We start from the raw sequence: 18853 nt of genomic DNA, 5'->3' as shown, positions 1-18853 counted from the left end.
CCCGATCAGGCGGCGGACCGGCCCTGGTGCGCCCGACGGCGCAGCGCGGCACCGGCCGCGACGGCCAGCCCCGCGAGCACGGCGGCCCCGACGAGCCCCGTGCCGGTCGTGGCGAGGCCGCCCGGGCGCGGGGAGGCGGACGTCCCGCCGCCGGTCGTGACGCCCGTGCCCGTGGACGGCGTGCCGCCGGGCTCCTGGGGCTCGCCCGGCGCGGCGAGGACGACGAACGGCTCGGACAGGACGTCGGCACCGTCACCGGGTGCGGCGAGGCGGATGTGGTGCTCGCCCGGTGCCGTCCCGGCGGGGATCGTCGTCACGAGCTCGAAGGCACCGTCGGCGTCGGTCGTGACCGTGCCGAGCAGCACGGGCTCGCTCTCGAGCCAGACCTCGTACGTGGTGTGCGGCGCGAGGCCGGTGCCGCGCACCACGAGCTCCCCGCCGACGACGAAGGGGCCTTCGCCCACGACGACGACGCGCGGCCCCGCGGGCACCTCGCGCTCGGTGATCTCGACGCTCACGCGCACGCCGTCGGCCGGGTCGGGGACGGCGGCGGTGAGTGCGGCGGCCGAGGCGGCGCCGGCGGGGACGACGAGGGAGCCGGCGATCACGAGGGCGGCGAGCAGCCTGCGGGTGGTCGTCACGCGATGAACCTCTTCGTCCGGCCCGGGGCGGGCGCTGCTGGGTCCCCCCGAACCCGGCTGGACGAGCGTCCAGCCGCGATCATCTTGCCATCTTGGACGCCTGAACTGAACATCTGTCCAGGTTGTTCACCCGCTCGCCGCCGGCCGACGCCGCCGACAGCACGAAGCTCGGCAGCACGAAGCTCGGCCCCCGCCGCTCCGAGGAGCGACGGGGGCCGAGCCGGACCCGGACGGTGCCGGCACACCACCCGGGGGTCTGTGGTCACCCACCGTGGCGAGGTAGAGGCGTGGTCACGACCACGCCTCTACCTCGCGGTACCGGGGCTCTACCTCGCGGTACCAGGGCTCTACCTCGGCGTCAGCCGCAGTCGAGCGCGGCGAACGGCGCGTCCACCGTGGAGGTCACCTCCTGGAGTCCGTCGGGGCCGTCGACCGTGGCGGTCCCGGTGACGGTCGCGGTGCCGGCCGGGGCCGACGTCGCGCGCGTCGCGAACGACTGGTAGGCGTTCTTGCCGGGCGCCACGTCGGCGAACGCCTTCTCGCCGTACGGCGTCGAGAGCGACACCGACACCGGGACGTCCTCGCCGTTCGTGACGCGCACGGCGACGTACGCCTTGCCGGCGAGGCACCGCGGCGACACCTCGACCGCGAGGTCCAGCCCCGGCTCGCCGCCCAGCGCGGGCAGCACGACCTGCTGGCGCGTCTCCTCGTTGCCCGCCGCGTCGGTCGCGGCGAACTCGATCACCTGCGGCTCGTCGGTGAGCGCGCGCGTGAACGGCTCGGTGTACGTGCCCCAGAACGTGCCGGGGCCCTCCCACTGCACCTTGTCGACGCCCGATCCCGCGTCCGTGGCCGCGAGCGTGATCTCGACGCTGCTGCCGACCTCGCGCAGCGTCGCGACCGTCACCGGCGCGACCGTGTCCACGCGGAGCTCGCGCGAACCCGTGCCGACGTTCCCCGCCGCGTCGGTCGCGCGCGCCTCGACCGTGCGCACGCCGTCCTCGTCGACCGCGAACGGGCCGTCGTAGGGAGCCCACGCGCCGCCGTCGACCGAGACCTCGACCGCCGGGGCCGGGTCGCGGTTGTCGGACGCCACGACCGTGACGGTCGGGTGCTGGACGTACCAGCCCGACGTCGCCGGGCCGGGCTGCGCCGTGACGGTGACGGTCGGCGGCGTCGTGTCCTCGCCGGTGTCCGGCGCGACGACGAACACGACGGCCTCGGCCGGCACGTCCGTGCCCTCGACGTCCCCGGCGACGAAGAACAGGCCGTCGGGCTCGGCGTAGTCGGCCGGGTCCACGGCGCCCCAGGTCACCGGGATGCGGCTGTCCTTGGACGCGTCCTCGTACTCGGCCGTGACGGTGGCCGGGAGCGCCGGGGCGGTGCCCGCGAGCGTCACGACGCTCACGTTGTCCACCGCGGTGACGTCCCCCGGCGCGCCGTCGCGCACGTGCACCGTGCCGCTCACCGGCTCGACGAGCGCGTCCGACGTCCCGGTGACCTCGAACGCCCCCGCGACGGCGACGTCGTCGGCCGTCACGTCGTCCCAGTCCACGGAGACCGTCTCGACGCGACCGTCGGTGAAGATCGCGTCGATCTCAGCCGGGAGGTCGGGCAGGACGCCGACGTCCGTGGGGATGTGGACGGGCGAGTAGTCGATCGGCCCGTTGGGGTCGACCGGCTCCGGCTCCTCGACGCCGCCCGTGCCCCAGACCTCCCACTCGGACACCCCGACGGCCGAGTACGTCGTCGCCGTGGTCCCCCGCAGCGGGTCGAACGTCGCGCGCAGGCGCGTCGTCGTCACCGCGTCGAAGGTCGTCTCATTGGTCGTGAGCCGCTCGGTCGGGTAGCCGCTCGGGTTCGGGACGTCGACGAACGCGCCGGCGTCCGCGTCCCAGTACTGGAGCGTCCACGACGCCGGGACCCGCACGTTGTCGCCGTTCGCGTCCGTGCCGTCGGACCAGAACCGGACGACGGAACGGTCCACGGTGACCGGCGCGGGCCACGAGTACTCGAGCCACTGCGTCGCGGGTCGGTCGCCGCTCCACGTCGCCCAGGTCGCGTCGTGCGCTCCCCCGGTGCTCACGCCCGCGCCGTCGTTCACGGCCTCGACCTTGTTCCACGACGCGGTGTAGCTCGCCTCGGGCGTGCCGAGCAGCGCCACGTTCGACGGCGCCTCGTCGGCCGCCGCCAGGACCTCGTCCCCGGTGCCCGAGGTCGCGGCCCACGCCCCGACGCCCGCACCCGTGAGGGCGAGGGCGAGGACGGTCGCGGTGGCGACCACGCGCCGTCGGGCCCGGGGTGTCCCCGGCTCGTGCCCGAGCGGGATGAGCACGGCCGAGCCCGCGCCCCGTGATGAGTCGGTGCGCGCGCTCATGCCAGCCTCGCCTTCCCCGCCGTGACCAGGACCTTCTGACCGTCGCGGCGGCTCAGGAGGCCGTCCGCGGTGAACTGCTCGACCGTGCGCTGGACCTTCTGGAGGAACGCGGCGCGGTCGGCGAAGCCGCCGTCGCCCCACACGACGTCGAGGAACGTCGTCCCGTTCGGCCGCGCGGCGTTGGCGACGCCGCTGTCGAGCCCTGCGAAGACCACGCGGGGCTCGGAGCGCTCGACGTACATGTGGTACTGCGTGTCGTCGCCCGACCACGCGGGCTCGAACGTGAGGTCCCCGAGGCGGAAGTACCCGTTCCCGAGATCGGTGAACGCGCCCTCGAGCGTGCCGTCGAGGCCCATGTGGGCGTAGAGCGACAGCTTGAGGTACTCGCGCGACGCGCTGCGCGCGAGCAGGACCGTCGGCCCGTTCTCGATGCTCTGGATCGCGGGGTTGTCGATCGTCGGCACGGCGCGGATGCTCAGCGGCATCGTCACCTCGACGACGTCGCCGGGCGACCACGAGCGCGACACGCTCACGTACGTCCCCGGCACGGCGTCGAGCTCCTGCTCCACGCCGTTGACCGTCACCGTGAAGCCCTTGCGCACCCAGCCGGGCACGCGCAGGCGCAGGTCGAGCGGCCCGGAGCCGTTCACCGTGAGGCGGGTCGCGCCGACCTTCGGGTACTGCGTCTCCTGGACGACCTCGAAGCCCTTCTCCTCCCACGTCAGGGTCGAGGCGAGGTAGAGGTTGACGTACAGCACCTCGCCGTCGACGGACCGGAAGTACACCGAGTCGCGGTACTTGACGTGGTTCTCGAGCCCGGTCCCGCCGCAGCACGTGCCGGTGTTGCCGTACTCGCGCCGCGTGCCCGGGTTGACGCCGTACATGTACGTCACGTCAGGGCTCGTCGTGGACTGCGTGTTCTTCTTCGAGCCGACGATGTGGTTGAGCAGCCCGCGCTCGTAGTACTCCATGTACTTCGGGTCGAGCGAGTGGAAGTACAGCAGGCGCGAGAGCTTGAGCATGTTGTACGTCCCGCACGTCTCGGCGTTGCGCGCGCCGATGTCGCCCGCGACGGTGTTCGGCGGTCCGAACAGCTCGCCCTCGCCGTGCCCGCCGTGCGCGTACGTGCGCCCGGGCACGACCATGCCCCAGAAGCCCTCGACCGCCTTGAGGTACCGCTCCTCGCCCGTGAGGTCGTAGACCTTGAGGTAGCCGGGGAACTGCGGGATGTGCTGGTTCGCGTGCTTGCCGTTGAGCGTGTCCGTGCCCGCGGCGCTCGCGTCGACGAGCGTGTTGAGGTCGAACAGCTTGGCCGTGGCGACGTACGTGTCGTCGCCCGTGATCGACGCGATGTCGGCGAGCACCTCGTTCATGCCGCCGTACTCGCCCGCGATGTAGATGCCCCACATCCGGTCGAGCTGCGCCTGCGGCAGCACCGACAGGCGGCTGTGCACCCACGCCGCCATGGACGACGCGAGCGCCAGCGCCTGGTCGTTCCCCGCGAGGCGGTAGGCCTCGAGCAGACCGGCCATGATCTTGTGGCACGTGTAGTACGGCGCCCAGATCTCGCCGTACGGCGCGTACTTCTCGAGCTGGCTGAACTGCCACTCGCCGTAGGCCGCGAGGAACCCGGGGTGGCTGAACCGCCCCATGGCCGCGAGCGCCGTCTGGACCTCCGCCAGGCCCTCGACGATCTGGTCCACCTTGTCGCGGAACACCGTCTCGCCCGTGCTTGCGTACGCGAGCGACACCATGGACAGGAAGTGCCCGCCGTAGTGGCCGCGCAGGAGGTTCGCGGTCTGGGTGTTCGCCCGGCCCGGGTAGTCGTCGGGTCCCCACGGCTGCTCGTTGGCGTGGCCGAAGCCCTCCCAGCCGCCGGGCGCGGACGCGCCCTGGGTGTCGAGCCCGGCGTTGCGCCGGAACACCGCGAGGACGCGGTCCACGGGGTACTCGCGCGCGAGGTGCAGGATCTGGTCCTGCGAGCGCGTCGCGACGCTCGGGGCGAGCGTCACGTCGGACATCGGGAACGGCTCGGCGGCCCAGCCGTCGAGGGTCACCGAGCGGTCGAGGGACCGCAGGAAGGCCCGGCTGACGGGCGGTCCGCTCGGGACCGTCAGTGCCGGGGCCGGCGGCGCGGCGAGGGCGCTGCCGCCGCCCGCGAGCGCGACGGCGCCGGTCGCCCCGGCGGCCAGCGCCCCGAGCCGTAGGACGGCCCGCCGCGAATAGCTGGAGTCGTGCACGTGCATGAGCTGTCGCTCCTTCTCACTCGTCGTCGAGTGGTGGAAGCGTCGTCGGCGGCAAGGAGGGAAGCCCCGCGTCCGACGCTCGTGCTGGTTCCGCCCGGCCGCCGCGTCGCCGAGGGAGGGCTCTGGTCCGTCGAGGGAGAGGCGTGGTCGTGACCACGCCTCTCCTCGCGGTACCTCGCCTCTCCCTCGGCGGGGTGCGGCCTCGCGGGTGTCAGGCGCAGTCGAGCGCGTCGACCTGCGCCTCGCGCGTGGTCGTCACCTCCTTCCCGTCGAGGGTCGCGACGCCGGTCACCGTGACGGTCCCGGCCGGGACCGCCGTCGCGCGGGCGGCGAACGACTGGTACGCGTTCTTCCCCGGCGCGACGTCGGCGACCGTCTTCTCGCCGTACGGCGTCGTGAGCGTCACGGTCACCGGGACGTCCTCGCCGTTCGTCGCGCGCACGGCGACGTACGCCTTGCCCGCGAGGCAGCGCGGCGTGACCTCGACCGCGAGGTCGAGCTCGGGCGCCGGCGGCTGCTCGCCGTAGGCCGCGAGGAGCGCGGCGTGCTCGGCGGCCGTGATCGGCAGGACGGTGCCGTGGCGGGGGCTGCTCGGCAGGTGGGCGTCGACGGACGTCCACACGCCCGAGTCGAGGTCGGTGGACTCGAGCGGCAGGTAGCCCTGGCCGCCGTGGTAGCTCGGCTGGTCGACGAAGAGGTACCACTTCTCCTCGGTGTTCGACTTGAAGACGGTCGGCCCCTCGCCCGCGGTGAGCGTGCCGCCCCACGGGTTGGGCTGGCCGTAGCCGATCTTCTCGGCGACGAGGTCCCAGTCGGTCGAGCGCAGGTCCGTCGACTTCTCGAGACGCGGGATCATGTACGCCTCGTCCTTGGTGAACCGGTAGTACGTGCCGTCGTGCTCGACGATCGACGAGTCGATCATCCCGAGGCCGTTGCCGCGCTTCTCGTCGATCCACACCTGCGGCTCGGAGAACGTCACGAAGTCGCGCGTCGTGGCGTACATCATGCGCTGGTAGGAGTCGGCGATGCGGCGGCCGTCGGTCGACGTCGTCGGGTAGAGCGCCGAGGCCCAGTAGACGATGTACTCGCCGCGCTGCGCGTCCCAGAACGCCTCGGGCGCCCACGTGTTGCCCGCGTACGCGCTCGACACCGTGACCATGCGCTGGTCGGACCAGTGCACGAGGTCGGTCGACTCCCAGATCATGAGGGCGCGTGACCCGCGCTCCTGCGCGTTGCCGAAGTTGTTGCCGCCGTAGATCCGCAGGTCGGTCGCGAGGAGGAAGAACCGGTCGCCCTCGGGCGAGCGGATGATGAACGGGTCGCGCAGGCCCTTCTCGCCGAGCGTCGACGTGAGCACGGGCTCGCCGTCGTTGAGCTCCACCCAGTCGAGCGGGTCGTTGCCGTTGCTCGCGCTGAAGTAGACCGACTCGCCGTCCGCGGTGCTCTCCCCCTCGAAGTACGGGAAGAAGTAGCCCTCGTAGTCGGCCGCGGCGGGCAGCGGGCGGACCGTCGCGTCGTAGGTGTGCGTCGCGGTCGCACCCTCCTTGGTCGCGGTCGCGGTGAGCCGCACGACGGCGGCCGGCTCGCCGTGGGCGGGCCGCGTCACCTCGCCCGTGGCCGAGACGGTCGCGGGGTCGGAGCTCTCCCACGTGAGGGCGGAGCCGTTGGCCCCGTCGGCGGGCAGCGTGAGGTTGCCGCGCACGTCGTCGAGGTGCGGCACGACGACGTGGCTCGCGTCCCACGCCACGGCCTCGGCGGGGGCGAGGTGGGCGAGCACGGTGACGTCGAACGTCGCGGTGCGGGCGACCGCGCCGCGCGTGACGAGCGCCGTGAGCGTCACCGTCGCGTCGTCCTCGCCGGCGGCGGGCCGGGTGACCTTCCCCGTGGCGCTGACGACGCCCGCGTCCGACGACGTCCACGTGACGATCGAGCCCTGCGCGCCCGTCGTGGGCAGCACGAGGTCGGTGGTGACGGCGCTCGTGTCGCCGAGGTCGAGCGCGGCGAGGTCGGCGTCGGCAGCCGCCGTCGAGGTCTCCGCCGCGAGCTCGCCCGCCTCGGCCGCCGTGAGCGCGCGGTCGTAGAGGCGGAAGTCGCGGACCTGGCCCTTGAGGTACCGGTCGCCGGAGTAGAGCGAGCGGCCGACGTAGTTCGCGGTCGTCTGCCCGCCCCCGATCTGGCCGGGGTCGGTCGTGACGTTCGTGGCCTGCTTGACCTGCACGCCGTCCTCGTAGAGCGTCGCGGTCGTGCCGGTGAGCGTGTACGTGAGGGTCTTCCAGACGCCGCGCTGGAGGTTGGAGCCCTTGGTCACCGTCTGCTCGGTCGACCAGTTCCCGGTGGCGATCGAGGTCCGGTAGGCGTTGCCCGTCGTGAACAGGTAGCCGTTGCCCGCGGTCCCGCTCGAGTTGCCGAGCCCGTAGACGAAGTACGGCGTCCCCTGGTCCTGGCTCACGAGCACGTCCAGGCTCACCGTGACGTCGGTGAGCCCGGCGAGCAGGTGGTCCGGCAGGTCGACGTAGTCGTCCGTGCCGTCGAGCGTCGTGCCGTCGGGGGTCGCCGTGCCGCCCACCAGGGTGGCCGGGCCGAACGTCGAGCCCTCGGCGAGGTTCGCCGTCGTGCCGCCGGTCGTGCTCGCGGCGTCGAGCGGGTACCACGCGACGAGCCCGTCGTCGGTGGGCCCCCCGACGTCTGCGGCCGCCGGTGCGGCGACCGCCGTGGCGAGCGTGGAGACGGCGAGCGCCCCCACGAGCCCGGCGGCGAGCGCCGAGCGTCCTCGGTGTGTGGAATTCATGTCGTCCTCTCCTCGTCGAGATGCAGGTCGTGCCGCGAGGTAGAGCCCGCGGTCGCGAGGTAGAGCTCGGGGAGCTCTACCTCGCGACCTGCGGCTCTACCTCGGCGGGGTCGTCAGCCGCAGGCGTGCGCGGCGTAGGCGACGTCGTACGTCGTCATGGCCGGGGTGCCGTCGAGCGTCGCCGTGCCGGTGACGGTCACGGTGCCGGCGGGGACCGACGTCGCGCGGGTCGCGAACGACTGGTAGGCGTTCGCGCCCGGGGCGACGCCCGCGAACGTCCTCGTGCCGTACGGGGTCGTGAGGGTGACGTCGGCGGGCACGTCGCCCGCGTTGGTCGCCCGGACCGCGACGTAGACCTTGCCCGCGAGGCACCGCGGCGTGGCCTCGACGGTCAGCTCGACCCGGGGGGCGGGGGTGACGTCGACCGGGTCCACGCTCTCGAGCGTCGGCGCGACCTTCTGGATGAGGCCGTCCTCGCCGAACGTGAGGCGGTCGATCGTCGTCTCGCGGTGCGTCCCGTCGCCGCCGGGGATCGCGAACCGGTGGTACGCGATGTACCAGTCGTCCGTGCCCTCGACGTTGAGGATCGAGCTGTGCCCGGTCCCGAGGATGCCCTGCGAGGCGTCCTTCTCGAGGATCACGCCGCGGTACGTCCACGGTCCGTCGATGCTGTCCGACGTCGCGTAGCCGACCCGGTAGTTCTCCGAGCCCGTGTCGTCGATCGAGTACGTGAGGTGGTAGACGCCGTCCCGGTAGTTGAGGAACAGGCCCTCGCGGAAGTCGGTCAGGCCGGGGATGCGCCGCAGCGTGTCCTGCTTGATCGACGTCATGTCGTCGTTCAGCTCGGCCATGACCGGGCCGTTCGACGGGCCGCCGTTGCCCCACAGGAGCCAGTACTTCCCGGTCTCCGGGTCGCGGAACGCGGCCGGGTCGATGGCCTGGCCGGACGTGACCGCCTCGCCGTTCGTGATCATCGCCGTCGGCTGCGCGGTGAACGGCCCTTCGGGGCTGTCGGCCACCGCGACGCCGATCGTCTTCCGGTTGTACGTCGGGTTGTGGCCGGAGAAGTAGAACCAGTACTTCCCGTCCCGCTCGATGATCGTGGGCGCCCACGCGTTGCCGGTCGCCCAGGGGACGTTCCCGTTCGCGCCGTCGAGCGTGAGGAACGGCTGCTCCGAGCGCTCCCACGTCACGAGGTCGGTGGACTTCCAGACGTAGAAGTCCTTGCCGCCCCAGCCCGGCGTGCCGTCGGTCGTGGCGTAGAGGTAGAACGTGTCGCCGAACTGCGCGATGTTCGGGTCGGCGTACGTCCCCGGCAGTACGGGGCTGCCCATCTGCTTCGCCTGGACCGTCCACGTGCGCGACGACCCGTCCGGCCCGGTCACGGTGTACGCCACAGGCTGCGTGAGGTCCTGCACCGAGCCGTTGGCGGGCGTCACCGTCGCGCGCGGCGAGACCGTGAGGACCGGCGCGAGCGCGGAGACGTCCGTGCCCGGCTCGACGGCGAGCGTCACGGTCGAGCTCGCCCCGTCGACGATCGCGGGCACCTTGAGCGCGTCGAGCTCGGCGCCCGTGACCGCCGTGTGGTCGGCCCCGATCTGGTAGACCTCGTCCGCCGTGAGCGCGCGGTCGTAGATCCGGAAGTCCCGCACCGAGCCCTTGAGGTAGCGGTCGCCCGAGTACAGCGAGCGGCCGATGTAGTTGGCGAGCGTCGAGCCGTTCCCGATGTCCTTCGGGTCGATCGTGACGCCCGTCTGGCGGCCCACCTCGACGCCGTCCTCGTAGAGCACGGCCGTCGTGCCGGACAAGGTGTACGTCAGGTGCTTCCACACCCCGCGCTGGAGGTTCGCGTTCTTGGTGACGGTCTGCTCGGTCGTCCAGTTCCCCGTCGCGATCGACGTGCGGTATGCGTTGCCCGTGGTGAACAGGTACCCGTTGCCCGCCGTGCCGCTCGTGTTGCCGAGACCATAGACGAAGTACGGCGTCGCCTGGTCCGTCGCGACCTTGACGTCGAGCGCGACCGTGACGTCGGTGAGTCCGGCGAGCAGGTGGTCGGGCAGGTCGACGTAGTCGTCCGTCCCGTCGAGCCGGACGCCCTCCCCGGTGCCGGAGAACGCCGCGCCGTTGGTCAGCGTCGCCGGGCCGAACGTCGACCCGGGCGCGGTGTTCGCCGCCGCCGTGCCGCTCGTCTCGTCGAACGCGTACCGCACGACGAGGCCCGGGATCTCCGTGGTCACCTCGACCGCCACGTACGCGGTGTGCGAGCCGTCGGCGGTGGTCGCCGTGACGAGCGCGTGGCCCTCGCCGACGCCCGTGACGACGCCGTCGGCCGAGACCGTGGCGACGTCCGCGTCGTCCGACGCCCACGTGATCGCGCGCGCCGTCGCGTTGGCGGGCGTGACGGTCGCGGTGAGCTGCCGCGTGCCGCCGACGCCCACCTCGAGCGACTCGGGGGTGACGCTCAGGCCCTCGACGGGGACGACGTCGTCGGTCACGGTGACGACCGCGCGGGCGCGGACGCTCACGCCGCCGCCGAGCGTGCCGGCGACCTCGAACGACCCCGCCTGCGCGTAGGACGCCGGGTCGACCGCGTCCCACGTGACGTCCACCGAGCCCGTGGACCCGTCGGCGAAGCGTGCCGTGACGCTCGCGGGCAGCACCGGCGCGGAGCCGGTCTGGACGGTCACGGCGACGTCCTCGACGGACTCGACGAACGCGTCGGGCTGGTAGGTCTTCAGCAGGCGGTCGTACTCGGCCTGCGTCACGGGGAGCACCGTGCCGTGGCGCGGGCGCGACGGCATCTCGTAGTCGGTGGACATGGTCCACTCGGCCGCGTCGAGCGAGGTCGACTCGAACGGCACGTAGCCGCGGCCGCCGAACTCGTCGATGAAGAGGTACCACTTCTCCTCGGTGTTCGACTTGAAGATCGTCGGGCCCTCGCCCTGGTTGATCCCGCCGCCGAGGGAGTTCGCCTTGCCGATGCAGTCGGTGATGAACTCGTAGTCCGTCGAGCGCAGCTCGGCCGCCTTCTCCGCGAGGATGAACTTGGAGCACGGCGTGGACGACGTGTTGTTCCGCTCGTCCTTGGTGAAGCGGTAGTACTGGCCGTCGTGCCGCGTCACGGTCGAGTCGATGACCGAGTAGCCCGGGTCGACCCACACCTGCGCCTCGCTGAACGTCACGAAGTCGCGCGTCGTGGCGTACATCATCCGGTTGTAGGTGTTGCCGGTGTGGTCCGGGTCGTCCTCCGCGTAGAGCTTCGAGGCCCAGAACACGACGTACGCGCCGATCGTCTCGTCGTAGTACGCCTCCGGCGCCCACGTGTTGCCGGCGGTGTCGGGCGAGACCTGCACGAGGCGCTGGTCGGTCCAGTTCACGAGGTCCGTGGACTCCCACACCATGATCGACTTCGAGCCCGTGCGCTGCGCCGCGTCCCAGCCGTTGCCGTCGTAGATCCGCAGGTCGGTCGCGATCTGGTAGAACTTGTCGCCCTCGGGCGAGCGGATGATGAACGGGTCCCGCAGACCCTTCTCCCCCAGCTCGGACGTGAGGACGGGCTGATTGTCGTTGAGGTTCTGGTACTTGAGCGGGTCGTTGCCCTGGCTGAGCCCGAAGTAGACCTGCTCGCCCGTGGCGGTGCCCTCGCCCACGAAGTAGGAGAAGAGGTAGCCCGCGAGGTCCTCCTGCTCGGGCAGCGCGGGGACGTGCGCCGCGAGCTCGCGCGTGGCGGTCGCCTCGCCCACGGTCACCGTCGCGGTGAGGGTCACGGTGTCCGCGTCCTCGCCGTGGGCCGGGCGCGTCACCTCGCCCGTCGGGGTGATCGTGCCCGACGACGACGCCCAGGTCACGCTCGCGCCGTGCAGCCCCGCGGTGGGCAGGGTCAGGTTGCCGCGCACGTCGTCGAGGTTCGTCACCTCGAGCGCTGCGGCCGCGGCGTCGGCCTTGGCCTGGTCGCCGTCGCCCGGCAGGACCGTGACGTCGAACGTCCGCGTCTCGGTCGCGCCGCGCAGGGCCACCGTCGCGGTGAGCGTCGCGGTCGCGGGCTCGTCGCCCGCGGGCCGCGTGACCGCACCGCTCGCGGAGACGACCGCCTCGTCGGAGCTGGCCCAGGTCACCGCCGAGCCGCCGACGCCCTTCGCGGGGAGCGCGAGGTCGGTGACGACGGCGGTCGTGTCGCCGAGGTCGAGGGCCGCGGCGTCGGCCGCGACGGCGTGCTGCGCGCCGGTGGACGCGAGGTCGGCGACCTCCTGCGCGGTGAGCGCGCGGTCGTAGAGCCGGAAGTCCTTCATGCGGCCCTTGAAGAGGTTGTCGGCGGCGTAGGCCGACTTCCCGAGCGCGTTCGCGGTCGTCGTGCCGCCGCCGATCGCACCGGGCGTGATGGTCACCGCGGTGTTCTGCCCGACCTGCGCGCCGTCCTCGTACAGCCGCGCGGTGCCACCGCCGAGCGTGTACGTGATCGTCTTCCAGACTCCGCGCTGCAGCGCGGCGGCGGGAGCCTTGGCGGTGTTCTGCTCGCGCCCCCACGCGAGGTCGGAGATCGACGCGCGGTAGTTCGCGTTGCCCGTCGAGAACAGGTAGCCGTTCCCGGACTGCGGGGTGCCGACCGCCGGGTTGCCGAGGGTGTAGAAGAAGTAGTTGCCGGTCAGCGACGCGTCGACCCACACGTCCGCGCTCACCGTCACGGCGTCGTAGCCGGCGAGGAGGTCGTCGGGCAGGTCGACGTGGTTCGACCCGCCGAACGTCAGGCCCTGGCCGGGCTGCCAGCCGCCGCCGGAGCCGGTGAGGGTCCCGTCCAGGCCGTTGCCGGAGGCGTCGTGCGCGACGGTGCCCGCGGTCTCGTCGAGCGGGAGCCAGAGCCGGAGCCCCTCCGCGCTCGGCTCGGCCGCAGCCGGGACCGGCGCGGGTGCCGCGGGCATCGGGCCGGCGGCCGCCGCGCCCACGGGCGCGAGCGGTGCCACCAGTGCGAGCCCGAGCAGCGCGGCGAGCGAGCGGCGTCGGCGTCGGGCGCGGGGCTCCGCGGGCGTCGGGGGTGGTTCGTGGCGTGAGGTCATCGGTGACTCCTCGTCGTCGTGCCCGGCGGCAGCGCCGGTCGCAGGTCCGTCGTCGGACGCGCGTGTGAACGCTAACATGTGAGCGCAAACATGACGAGGGTCCAGGGCGCTCTACGTCGTCGAAACCGATATCGAGTTTCCTGCGGCGCCCGGCTCCAGCGGCGGAGCGGGCCGGCGTCCGGGACGCCGACCCGCTCCCGGGGGTCTCGGCGCGACGTGCGCGCCGTCCGTCCCGTCCTCAGCCCCCGCAGGCCAGCGCGTCGAACGCGGCCTCGTACGGCGTGCTCACGTCGGCGCCGTCGAGCACGGCCGTGCCCGTGACGGACGCGACCCCGGCCGCGAGCGACGTGGACCGGGCCGCGAACGACTGGTACGCGTTCGCGCCCGGCGCGACGTCCTCCACGACGCGCGTGCCGAACGGCGTGGCGAGCGTGACGTCGGCCGGGACGTCCCCGGAGTTCGTCGCGCGCACCGCCACGTAGGCCTTGCCCGCGAGGCAGCGTGCGGACGCGGTCACGTCGAGCTCGACGGCCGGGGCGGCGGCGTCGGCCGCGAACTCCCACGTGTCCACCTCGACGAGGTCGGCGCCCGCGGGGCCGGCGAACGTGAAGTACACGTCGTGGACGCCGCTCGCCCCCTCGAGGGCGGCGGTCACGTCCGCCCACTCGCCGACGGGGGTGTCGAGGTCGAGCGTCCCGACGACGGCACCCTCGCGGTCGTCGAGGCGCACCTCGACGGTGGCGCCCTCGACGAGCGGCTTGACGCGCGCCGTGACGCTCGCGGCACCGTCACCGAAGTCGACCGACGACAGCGCCGACCAGTCCCCGGCGTCGACGTCGCGGACGACGAGGTTCGGCGCCGCGTCCCCGAACTGCGCCGAGCCGCCGTCGACCTTCGCGGTGGCGAGGCCCTGCTGCCACGCGAACGTCTCGGCCTCGAGCACCTGGAACGGGTCGAGGTCCTTGACCTGGTCCACGCCCGCGTAGTCCCCGACGACCTGCTGGACCGTGCCGTCCGCGTTGAACGTCAGCTCCTGGATGTGCGGGCTGCGGTAGCCCTGCGTGGTGTTCCCGTTGATGCGCTTGTTGAGCGTCGGCGCGTGGTACGTGAAGTAGTACTTGCCGTCCAGCTCGAACACCGACTGGTGGTTGTTGCCGCCCGTGCCCGCGCCGAAGAACTGCGACTGGTTCGGGAACATCACGCCGGCGTACGTCTCCTTGGGGAACGACATCGGGTCGTCGGAGATCATGTAGCCGATCTGCCCGCCGCCCGGGTACCCCGGGAGCGTGGCCTGGTTGCCGCCGAAGTCGTTCCCGCCGAAGTGCGACGAGTACGACAGGTAGTACTTGCCCTCGCGCTCGAAGACCTGCGCCGCCTCGAACGCCACGGGCGCGTCCACGACGGCCGCGGTGCCCTGCGTCGAGACCATGTCGTCGCCGAGCTCGATGACGCGGATGTTCTTCGGGTTGTTGAACCGCTCCGCCGCGGGCATCGACGTCGACGCCGGGCCGCCGCCGAAGTAGAGGTACGCGCCGTCGTCGGTGACGAGCGGGGCCGGGTCGAACTTCCAGGCCACGGCCTCGGCACCCGGGGTGCGCCCGTCGATGAGCGTGCTGTCGCGCTCGCTCGTCCACGGCCCGAGCGGCGAGGCGCCCGTGATGACGTTCGACGACCCGCCGCCGTTGGCGTAGTAGAGGAAGTACTTGTCGACGCCGTCGACCGTCTTCTTCGCCATGCCCGGCGCCCACGAGTTGTTCGTGAACGGCGCGACGCCCTGCGGTCCGGCGACCTGGATCTCGCCGTGGTCCGTCCAGTTCACGAGGTCCTCGGACGAGATGAGCGTGATCTGGTTGATGCTGCCGTAGTTGATCTGCGGCGAGACGCCCGTCACCGGGTCGGGCGCATAGCCCTGGGTGTCGTTCGTCATGTACATGTACACGCGCCCGTCCTCGACGAACCCGAACCCGTCGGCCCCGAACTTGTGGGAGATGAGCGGGTTGTGCTCGCCGGGCAGCTTGCCGAGGACCTCGATGGTCTTCGAGGGCGGCCCGGGCGGCGCCGCGCCGACGACGGAGACGTCGTCGAGCACGAAGTCCATGAGGTGCGTCGCCGGGTCGGCGGACGGGTTGCTCGTCCACGGCGTCTCGAAGAACAGCCGCGCCGTGCTGACGTTCTGGTCGGCCGGGATCGTGAACCGGCCGTCGAACGTCGCCCACTGGCCCTTGGTCGCGGTGACGCTCACCAGGTTCGTGTACGTCCCCCCGCCGTAGTGCATCGTGGCGAAGAACTGCTTGGTGGCCGGGGCCGCGGCGGCGTCGTACCGGATCTTCGCCGTGAGCTCGTACGTCTCGCCCGCGCGGACCTTGCCGCTGAGGTCCTGCATCGGACCGGAGCCGGTCGTCGCGCGCTCGGTGGTCAGGGCCGCGGCCTCGCCCGCGAACGCCTGGTCGGTGGTCGACAGCACGGCCTTGTCGGTCGCGTTGCCGTTGTTGACGAACCAGCCGGTCGTGCCGTCCTCGAAGCCGCCGTTGACGACCAGCTCCTCGTCCGCGGCGTACGACGGGAGCGCGGCGAGCGACGCCGAGAGCAGCGTCGCGAGCGCGGCCCCGGCGACGGCGCCGCGCAGGCGGCGTCGTCTGCGGTGGTGCGTGTCCATGGATCCTCCTCGATCGGTGTGTGTCGTGCCTCGTCCGCGCGCCTCGCGCGGACGGTCGTGCCCGACGGCGGTGTCGCGCCGTCGTCGTGCGCCCTCCTCTCGTCCGGGACCGGCGGCCCGCCCGAGCGACCCGCCGGCGGGTCGGCGGCGCGTCAGCCGCCGTACGTGACCGTGCGGGTCGCGGTGGACCCGTCGGTCGAGCGGGTGACCGAGACCGTCACCTCGCCCGCCGGGGCGCTCGCGAGGCGGCTCGCGAAGGCCTGGTACGCGTGACGGCCCGGCGCGACGTCGGCGAACGACCGGCTGCCGTACGGCGTGGTGACGACGACGTCGACGGGGACGTCCTCGTCGTTCGTCACGCGCACGGCGACGTAGTCCTTCCCGGCCAGCGCGCGCACGCTCGCCTCGGCCGTGAACGCGACCTCGGCGACGTCGGCCCGCACGAGCGACGCGACGGCGAGCGCGAGCGCCCGCGCGGGTGCGTCGGCCTCGTTCTGCGTCGACGGCGCGGTCGTGGCCCGCGCCGCCGCCAGCTCCTTCGCGACGGCGGACCACGACTCGGCCGTGTAGTGCGCCGGATCGAGCCCCTCGGCCTCGGCGACGACGGCGTCGAGCGCCGTCCGGTCGGCGCCGCCGTCCGCGTCGAGCACGTCGCTCAGGAGGAAGTGGTCGAAGTCCACGTGGCCGCCGGTCCGCTCCTTGGCGTAGGAGAAGAGGCCGAACCGGTACCCCATGAAGTGCGACAGGCTCCAGTCCATGACGAGCGGCCCCTGGCGGGCCCCGAGCGGCTGCCAGGTGCGCCCGTCGAGGCTGTAGGAGTACTGCACCCAGAGCTGGCCGTTCGGCGAGGCGAAGTCCGCGTCCGCCTTGAGGTGGACGTCCGTGCGCTCGCCCAGCGGGACCTGCGACCCGGGGACGAACGACTCGACCGCCTCGCGGTCGATCGTGTCGGCGAACGGCTGGAGCCGGGTGACGAGACCGAGCGTGCGCTCGCCGTCGACCTGCTGGATCCCCGCGTACGCGAAGCTGCGCCCGTAGACGGCGAGCCCGGCGACGTCGCCGTCGAGCATGCCGGAGACGTCGAGCCTCGTCTGGGCCGACGACGTCGGGCCGAACGTGCGCTGCCCGAGGGTGTTGCGCGCCTCCTCGAGATACGTGAGGTCGCGCCCGGGCGCCTTGGTGTACTCCGCCTCGCCGGTGACGACGTGCCCGTTGGTCAGGCGCAGCCAGCCCTCGCGCTCGGTGAGCGACCAGTACCGGTTGTCCGGCGCGTGGTTCCACTGCCACGCGAGGTCGAGGTCGGAGCCGTTGTACGACACCTCCTCGCGCGTGGGCGTCTCGACGTCCGGCGCGCGGCCCACGACGGACACGTCGTCGAGCAGGTACTCGACGCTCGACGACGGCGGCTGCGGGTTCGCCCACGGCGTCTCGACCGCGAGCTTGAACGTGCTCACGTCCGTGCCGGTCGGCACCGTGTAGGTGCCGCGGACCGTGGCCCACTCCCCGGGGGTCGCGTCCGCCCAGGCCAGGGTCTTCACGCCCGCACCCCAGTCGCCGACCAGGTTGAAGCGGACCGTCGAGGGCCCCGTGGCGTACCGGACCCGGGCCGAGACCTCGTAGGTCACGCCCGCCTGGATCTTCCCGCCGAGCTGCTGGTTCGGGCCGGAGCCGTTGAGCGTCCGGCCCGCCACGCGCAGCGCGCCCGTTCCCGACGCGGCGCCGCTCGTCTCGCGCGTCAGCGTCGCCCCGAACTGCGCTGCCCAGGGTGCGGTCGTCGGGTCCTCGAACCCGGGGTTGGCGACGAGCTCGACGCCGAGCAGGGACTCGTCGTACGTGGGCGCGTCGGGGACCTCCCAGACGGTGTCGCTGAACGCGCGGTGCTCGGCGTCGTTCGCGAAGTCGTCGGAGGCGACGATGCTCTTCAGCCGCTCCCGGCGCTCCGTCGCCGGGTCCAGCACGATCGGCTTGGCGAACGTGTCGCCGACGCGGACCACGCCGTCGTCGCCGAACGTGGGCCAGCCGTCCTCCCACGTCGCGGGGATGAGCGCGGGGATGCGTCCGAGCGGGTAGGTGTCGCGGAAGAACATGCCCCACCACTCGTAGCCGCCCGCGCCGTCGGGCACCTCGACGAGCCCGCCCTGGGCGAAGCCGTCGGAGTTCAGCGCGCTGCGCGCCACGTACGGGTTCGACCCGTCGGCGGTCTCGTAGCGACCCAGCAGGTGCGGCGAGCGGAGGAGCACCTCCTGGCGGTTCTGGCCGCTGGGCCACGTGATGATCGCGACGTAGTACTCGCCGTCGATGTAGTGCACCTGGGCGCCCTCGAACAGCCCGCCGACGAACCGCTCGCCCGCGTAGTCCTCGGCACGGAAGATGTTCGGGAAGTCCGCCTCGATCGCGGTGAGGTCGTCGTTCAGCCGGACGGCGCTCGTCGCGCCCGAGCCGTAGAAGATGTACGGCGTCCCGCCGTCGGCCTCGTCGAAGAAGAGCGACGGGTCGTGGAACCCCCGGCCGAGCGCGGTGCGCTCCCACGCGCCGTGCTCGACGTCGTCCGTGCGGAAGAGGTAGGACCCGCCCAGGTCGTTGGTGTTGAAGACCACGTAGAACGTGCCGTCGTGGTAGCGCAACGACGACGCCCACTGACCGTTGCCGTAGCCGTTCTGCCCGTTGCGCAGCGAGGAGACGTCGCCCACGCCGAGCCGGTCGTAGACGTACCCGACGATCTCCCAGTTCACGAGGTCGAACGACTTCATGATCGGCGCGCCCGGCGCGAGGTGCATCGTGGTGCTGATCATGTAGTAGACGTCGCGACCCTCGTCGCTCTCGGCCGCGGGGACGCGTGCCACGGAGATGTCGGGGACGTCGCTGCCCAGCAGCGGGACACCGTACGTCCCGTCTCCGTGGTCGGTGGTCGTCAGCCCGGTGATCGTGCTCGTTCCTCCCGGTCCCTCGCTCGACTCGTCCGCCACCGCCGCGGACGTCGTGCTCGCGCCGAGCGCGAGCACTCCCGCCAGCGCCGCCGCGACGGCCGCCCTCACCTGCCTGCTCATCTCTCTCTCCTCCTCGTCGAGGTCATGGTCGATCGTGCGGAGAGCGG

7 protein-coding genes are annotated in these 18853 nt (G+C 72.5%); all 7 read right to left on the bottom strand.

What is annotated here, in order from left to right; all coding sequences use genetic code 11:
* Positions 1–5: 5 nt before the first annotated feature.
* Positions 6–641: a hypothetical protein gene (locus NHH00_RS18625; RefSeq protein WP_253055040.1), complete on the bottom strand. Its 636-nt coding sequence runs from the start codon at positions 639–641 to the stop codon at positions 6–8.
* A 358-nt stretch (positions 642–999) separates the two neighbouring features.
* Positions 1000–3018 carry an Ig-like domain-containing protein gene (locus NHH00_RS18620; RefSeq protein WP_253055039.1) on the bottom strand — a complete coding sequence of 673 codons (2019 nt, stop codon included), beginning with the start codon at positions 3016–3018 and terminating at the stop codon, positions 1000–1002.
* On the bottom strand, positions 3015–5264 hold the full coding sequence (locus tag NHH00_RS18615; protein WP_253055038.1) for a glycoside hydrolase family 127 protein: 2250 nt from the start codon (positions 5262–5264) through the stop codon (positions 3015–3017). Before NHH00_RS18615 ends, NHH00_RS18620 begins: the two co-directional genes overlap by 4 nt.
* A gap of 211 nt (positions 5265–5475) precedes the next feature.
* Entirely contained in the window at positions 5476–8052 is a 2577-nt protein-coding gene (locus NHH00_RS18610) for an immunoglobulin-like domain-containing protein (protein WP_253055037.1), read from the bottom strand.
* A gap of 113 nt (positions 8053–8165) precedes the next feature.
* Complete coding sequence (locus NHH00_RS18605) at positions 8166–13103, bottom strand: family 43 glycosylhydrolase (protein WP_253055036.1); 4938 nt, start codon at positions 13101–13103, stop codon at positions 8166–8168.
* A gap of 238 nt (positions 13104–13341) precedes the next feature.
* Entirely contained in the window at positions 13342–15759 is a 2418-nt protein-coding gene (locus NHH00_RS18600) for a family 43 glycosylhydrolase (protein WP_253055035.1), read from the bottom strand.
* Between the two features lie 152 nt (positions 15760–15911).
* Complete coding sequence (locus NHH00_RS18595; RefSeq protein WP_253055034.1) at positions 15912–18806, bottom strand: family 43 glycosylhydrolase; 2895 nt, start codon at positions 18804–18806, stop codon at positions 15912–15914.
* Positions 18807–18853: the final 47 nt, after the last annotated feature.

The sequence above is a fragment of the Cellulosimicrobium cellulans genome (genome assembly GCF_024124905.1).
GTDB lineage: Bacteria > Actinomycetota > Actinomycetes > Actinomycetales > Cellulomonadaceae > Cellulosimicrobium > Cellulosimicrobium cellulans_G.
The sequence above is the reverse complement of the archived record's forward strand: the minus strand, read 5'-3'. Positions and strand labels throughout refer to the sequence as shown.

Coding starts and splice junctions, on each gene's coding strand:
- NHH00_RS18610 (WP_253055037.1), bottom strand. CDS start 8,052: ATGAATTCCACACACCGAGGACGCTCGGCGCTCGCCGCCGGGCTCGTG.
- NHH00_RS18605 (WP_253055036.1), bottom strand. CDS start 13,103: ATGACCTCACGCCACGAACCACCCCCGACGCCCGCGGAGCCCCGCGCC.
- NHH00_RS18600 (WP_253055035.1), bottom strand. CDS start 15,759: ATGGACACGCACCACCGCAGACGACGCCGCCTGCGCGGCGCCGTCGCC.
- NHH00_RS18615 (WP_253055038.1), bottom strand. CDS start 5,264: ATGCACGTGCACGACTCCAGCTATTCGCGGCGGGCCGTCCTACGGCTC.
- NHH00_RS18620 (WP_253055039.1), bottom strand. CDS start 3,018: ATGAGCGCGCGCACCGACTCATCACGGGGCGCGGGCTCGGCCGTGCTC.
- NHH00_RS18595 (WP_253055034.1), bottom strand. CDS start 18,806: ATGAGCAGGCAGGTGAGGGCGGCCGTCGCGGCGGCGCTGGCGGGAGTG.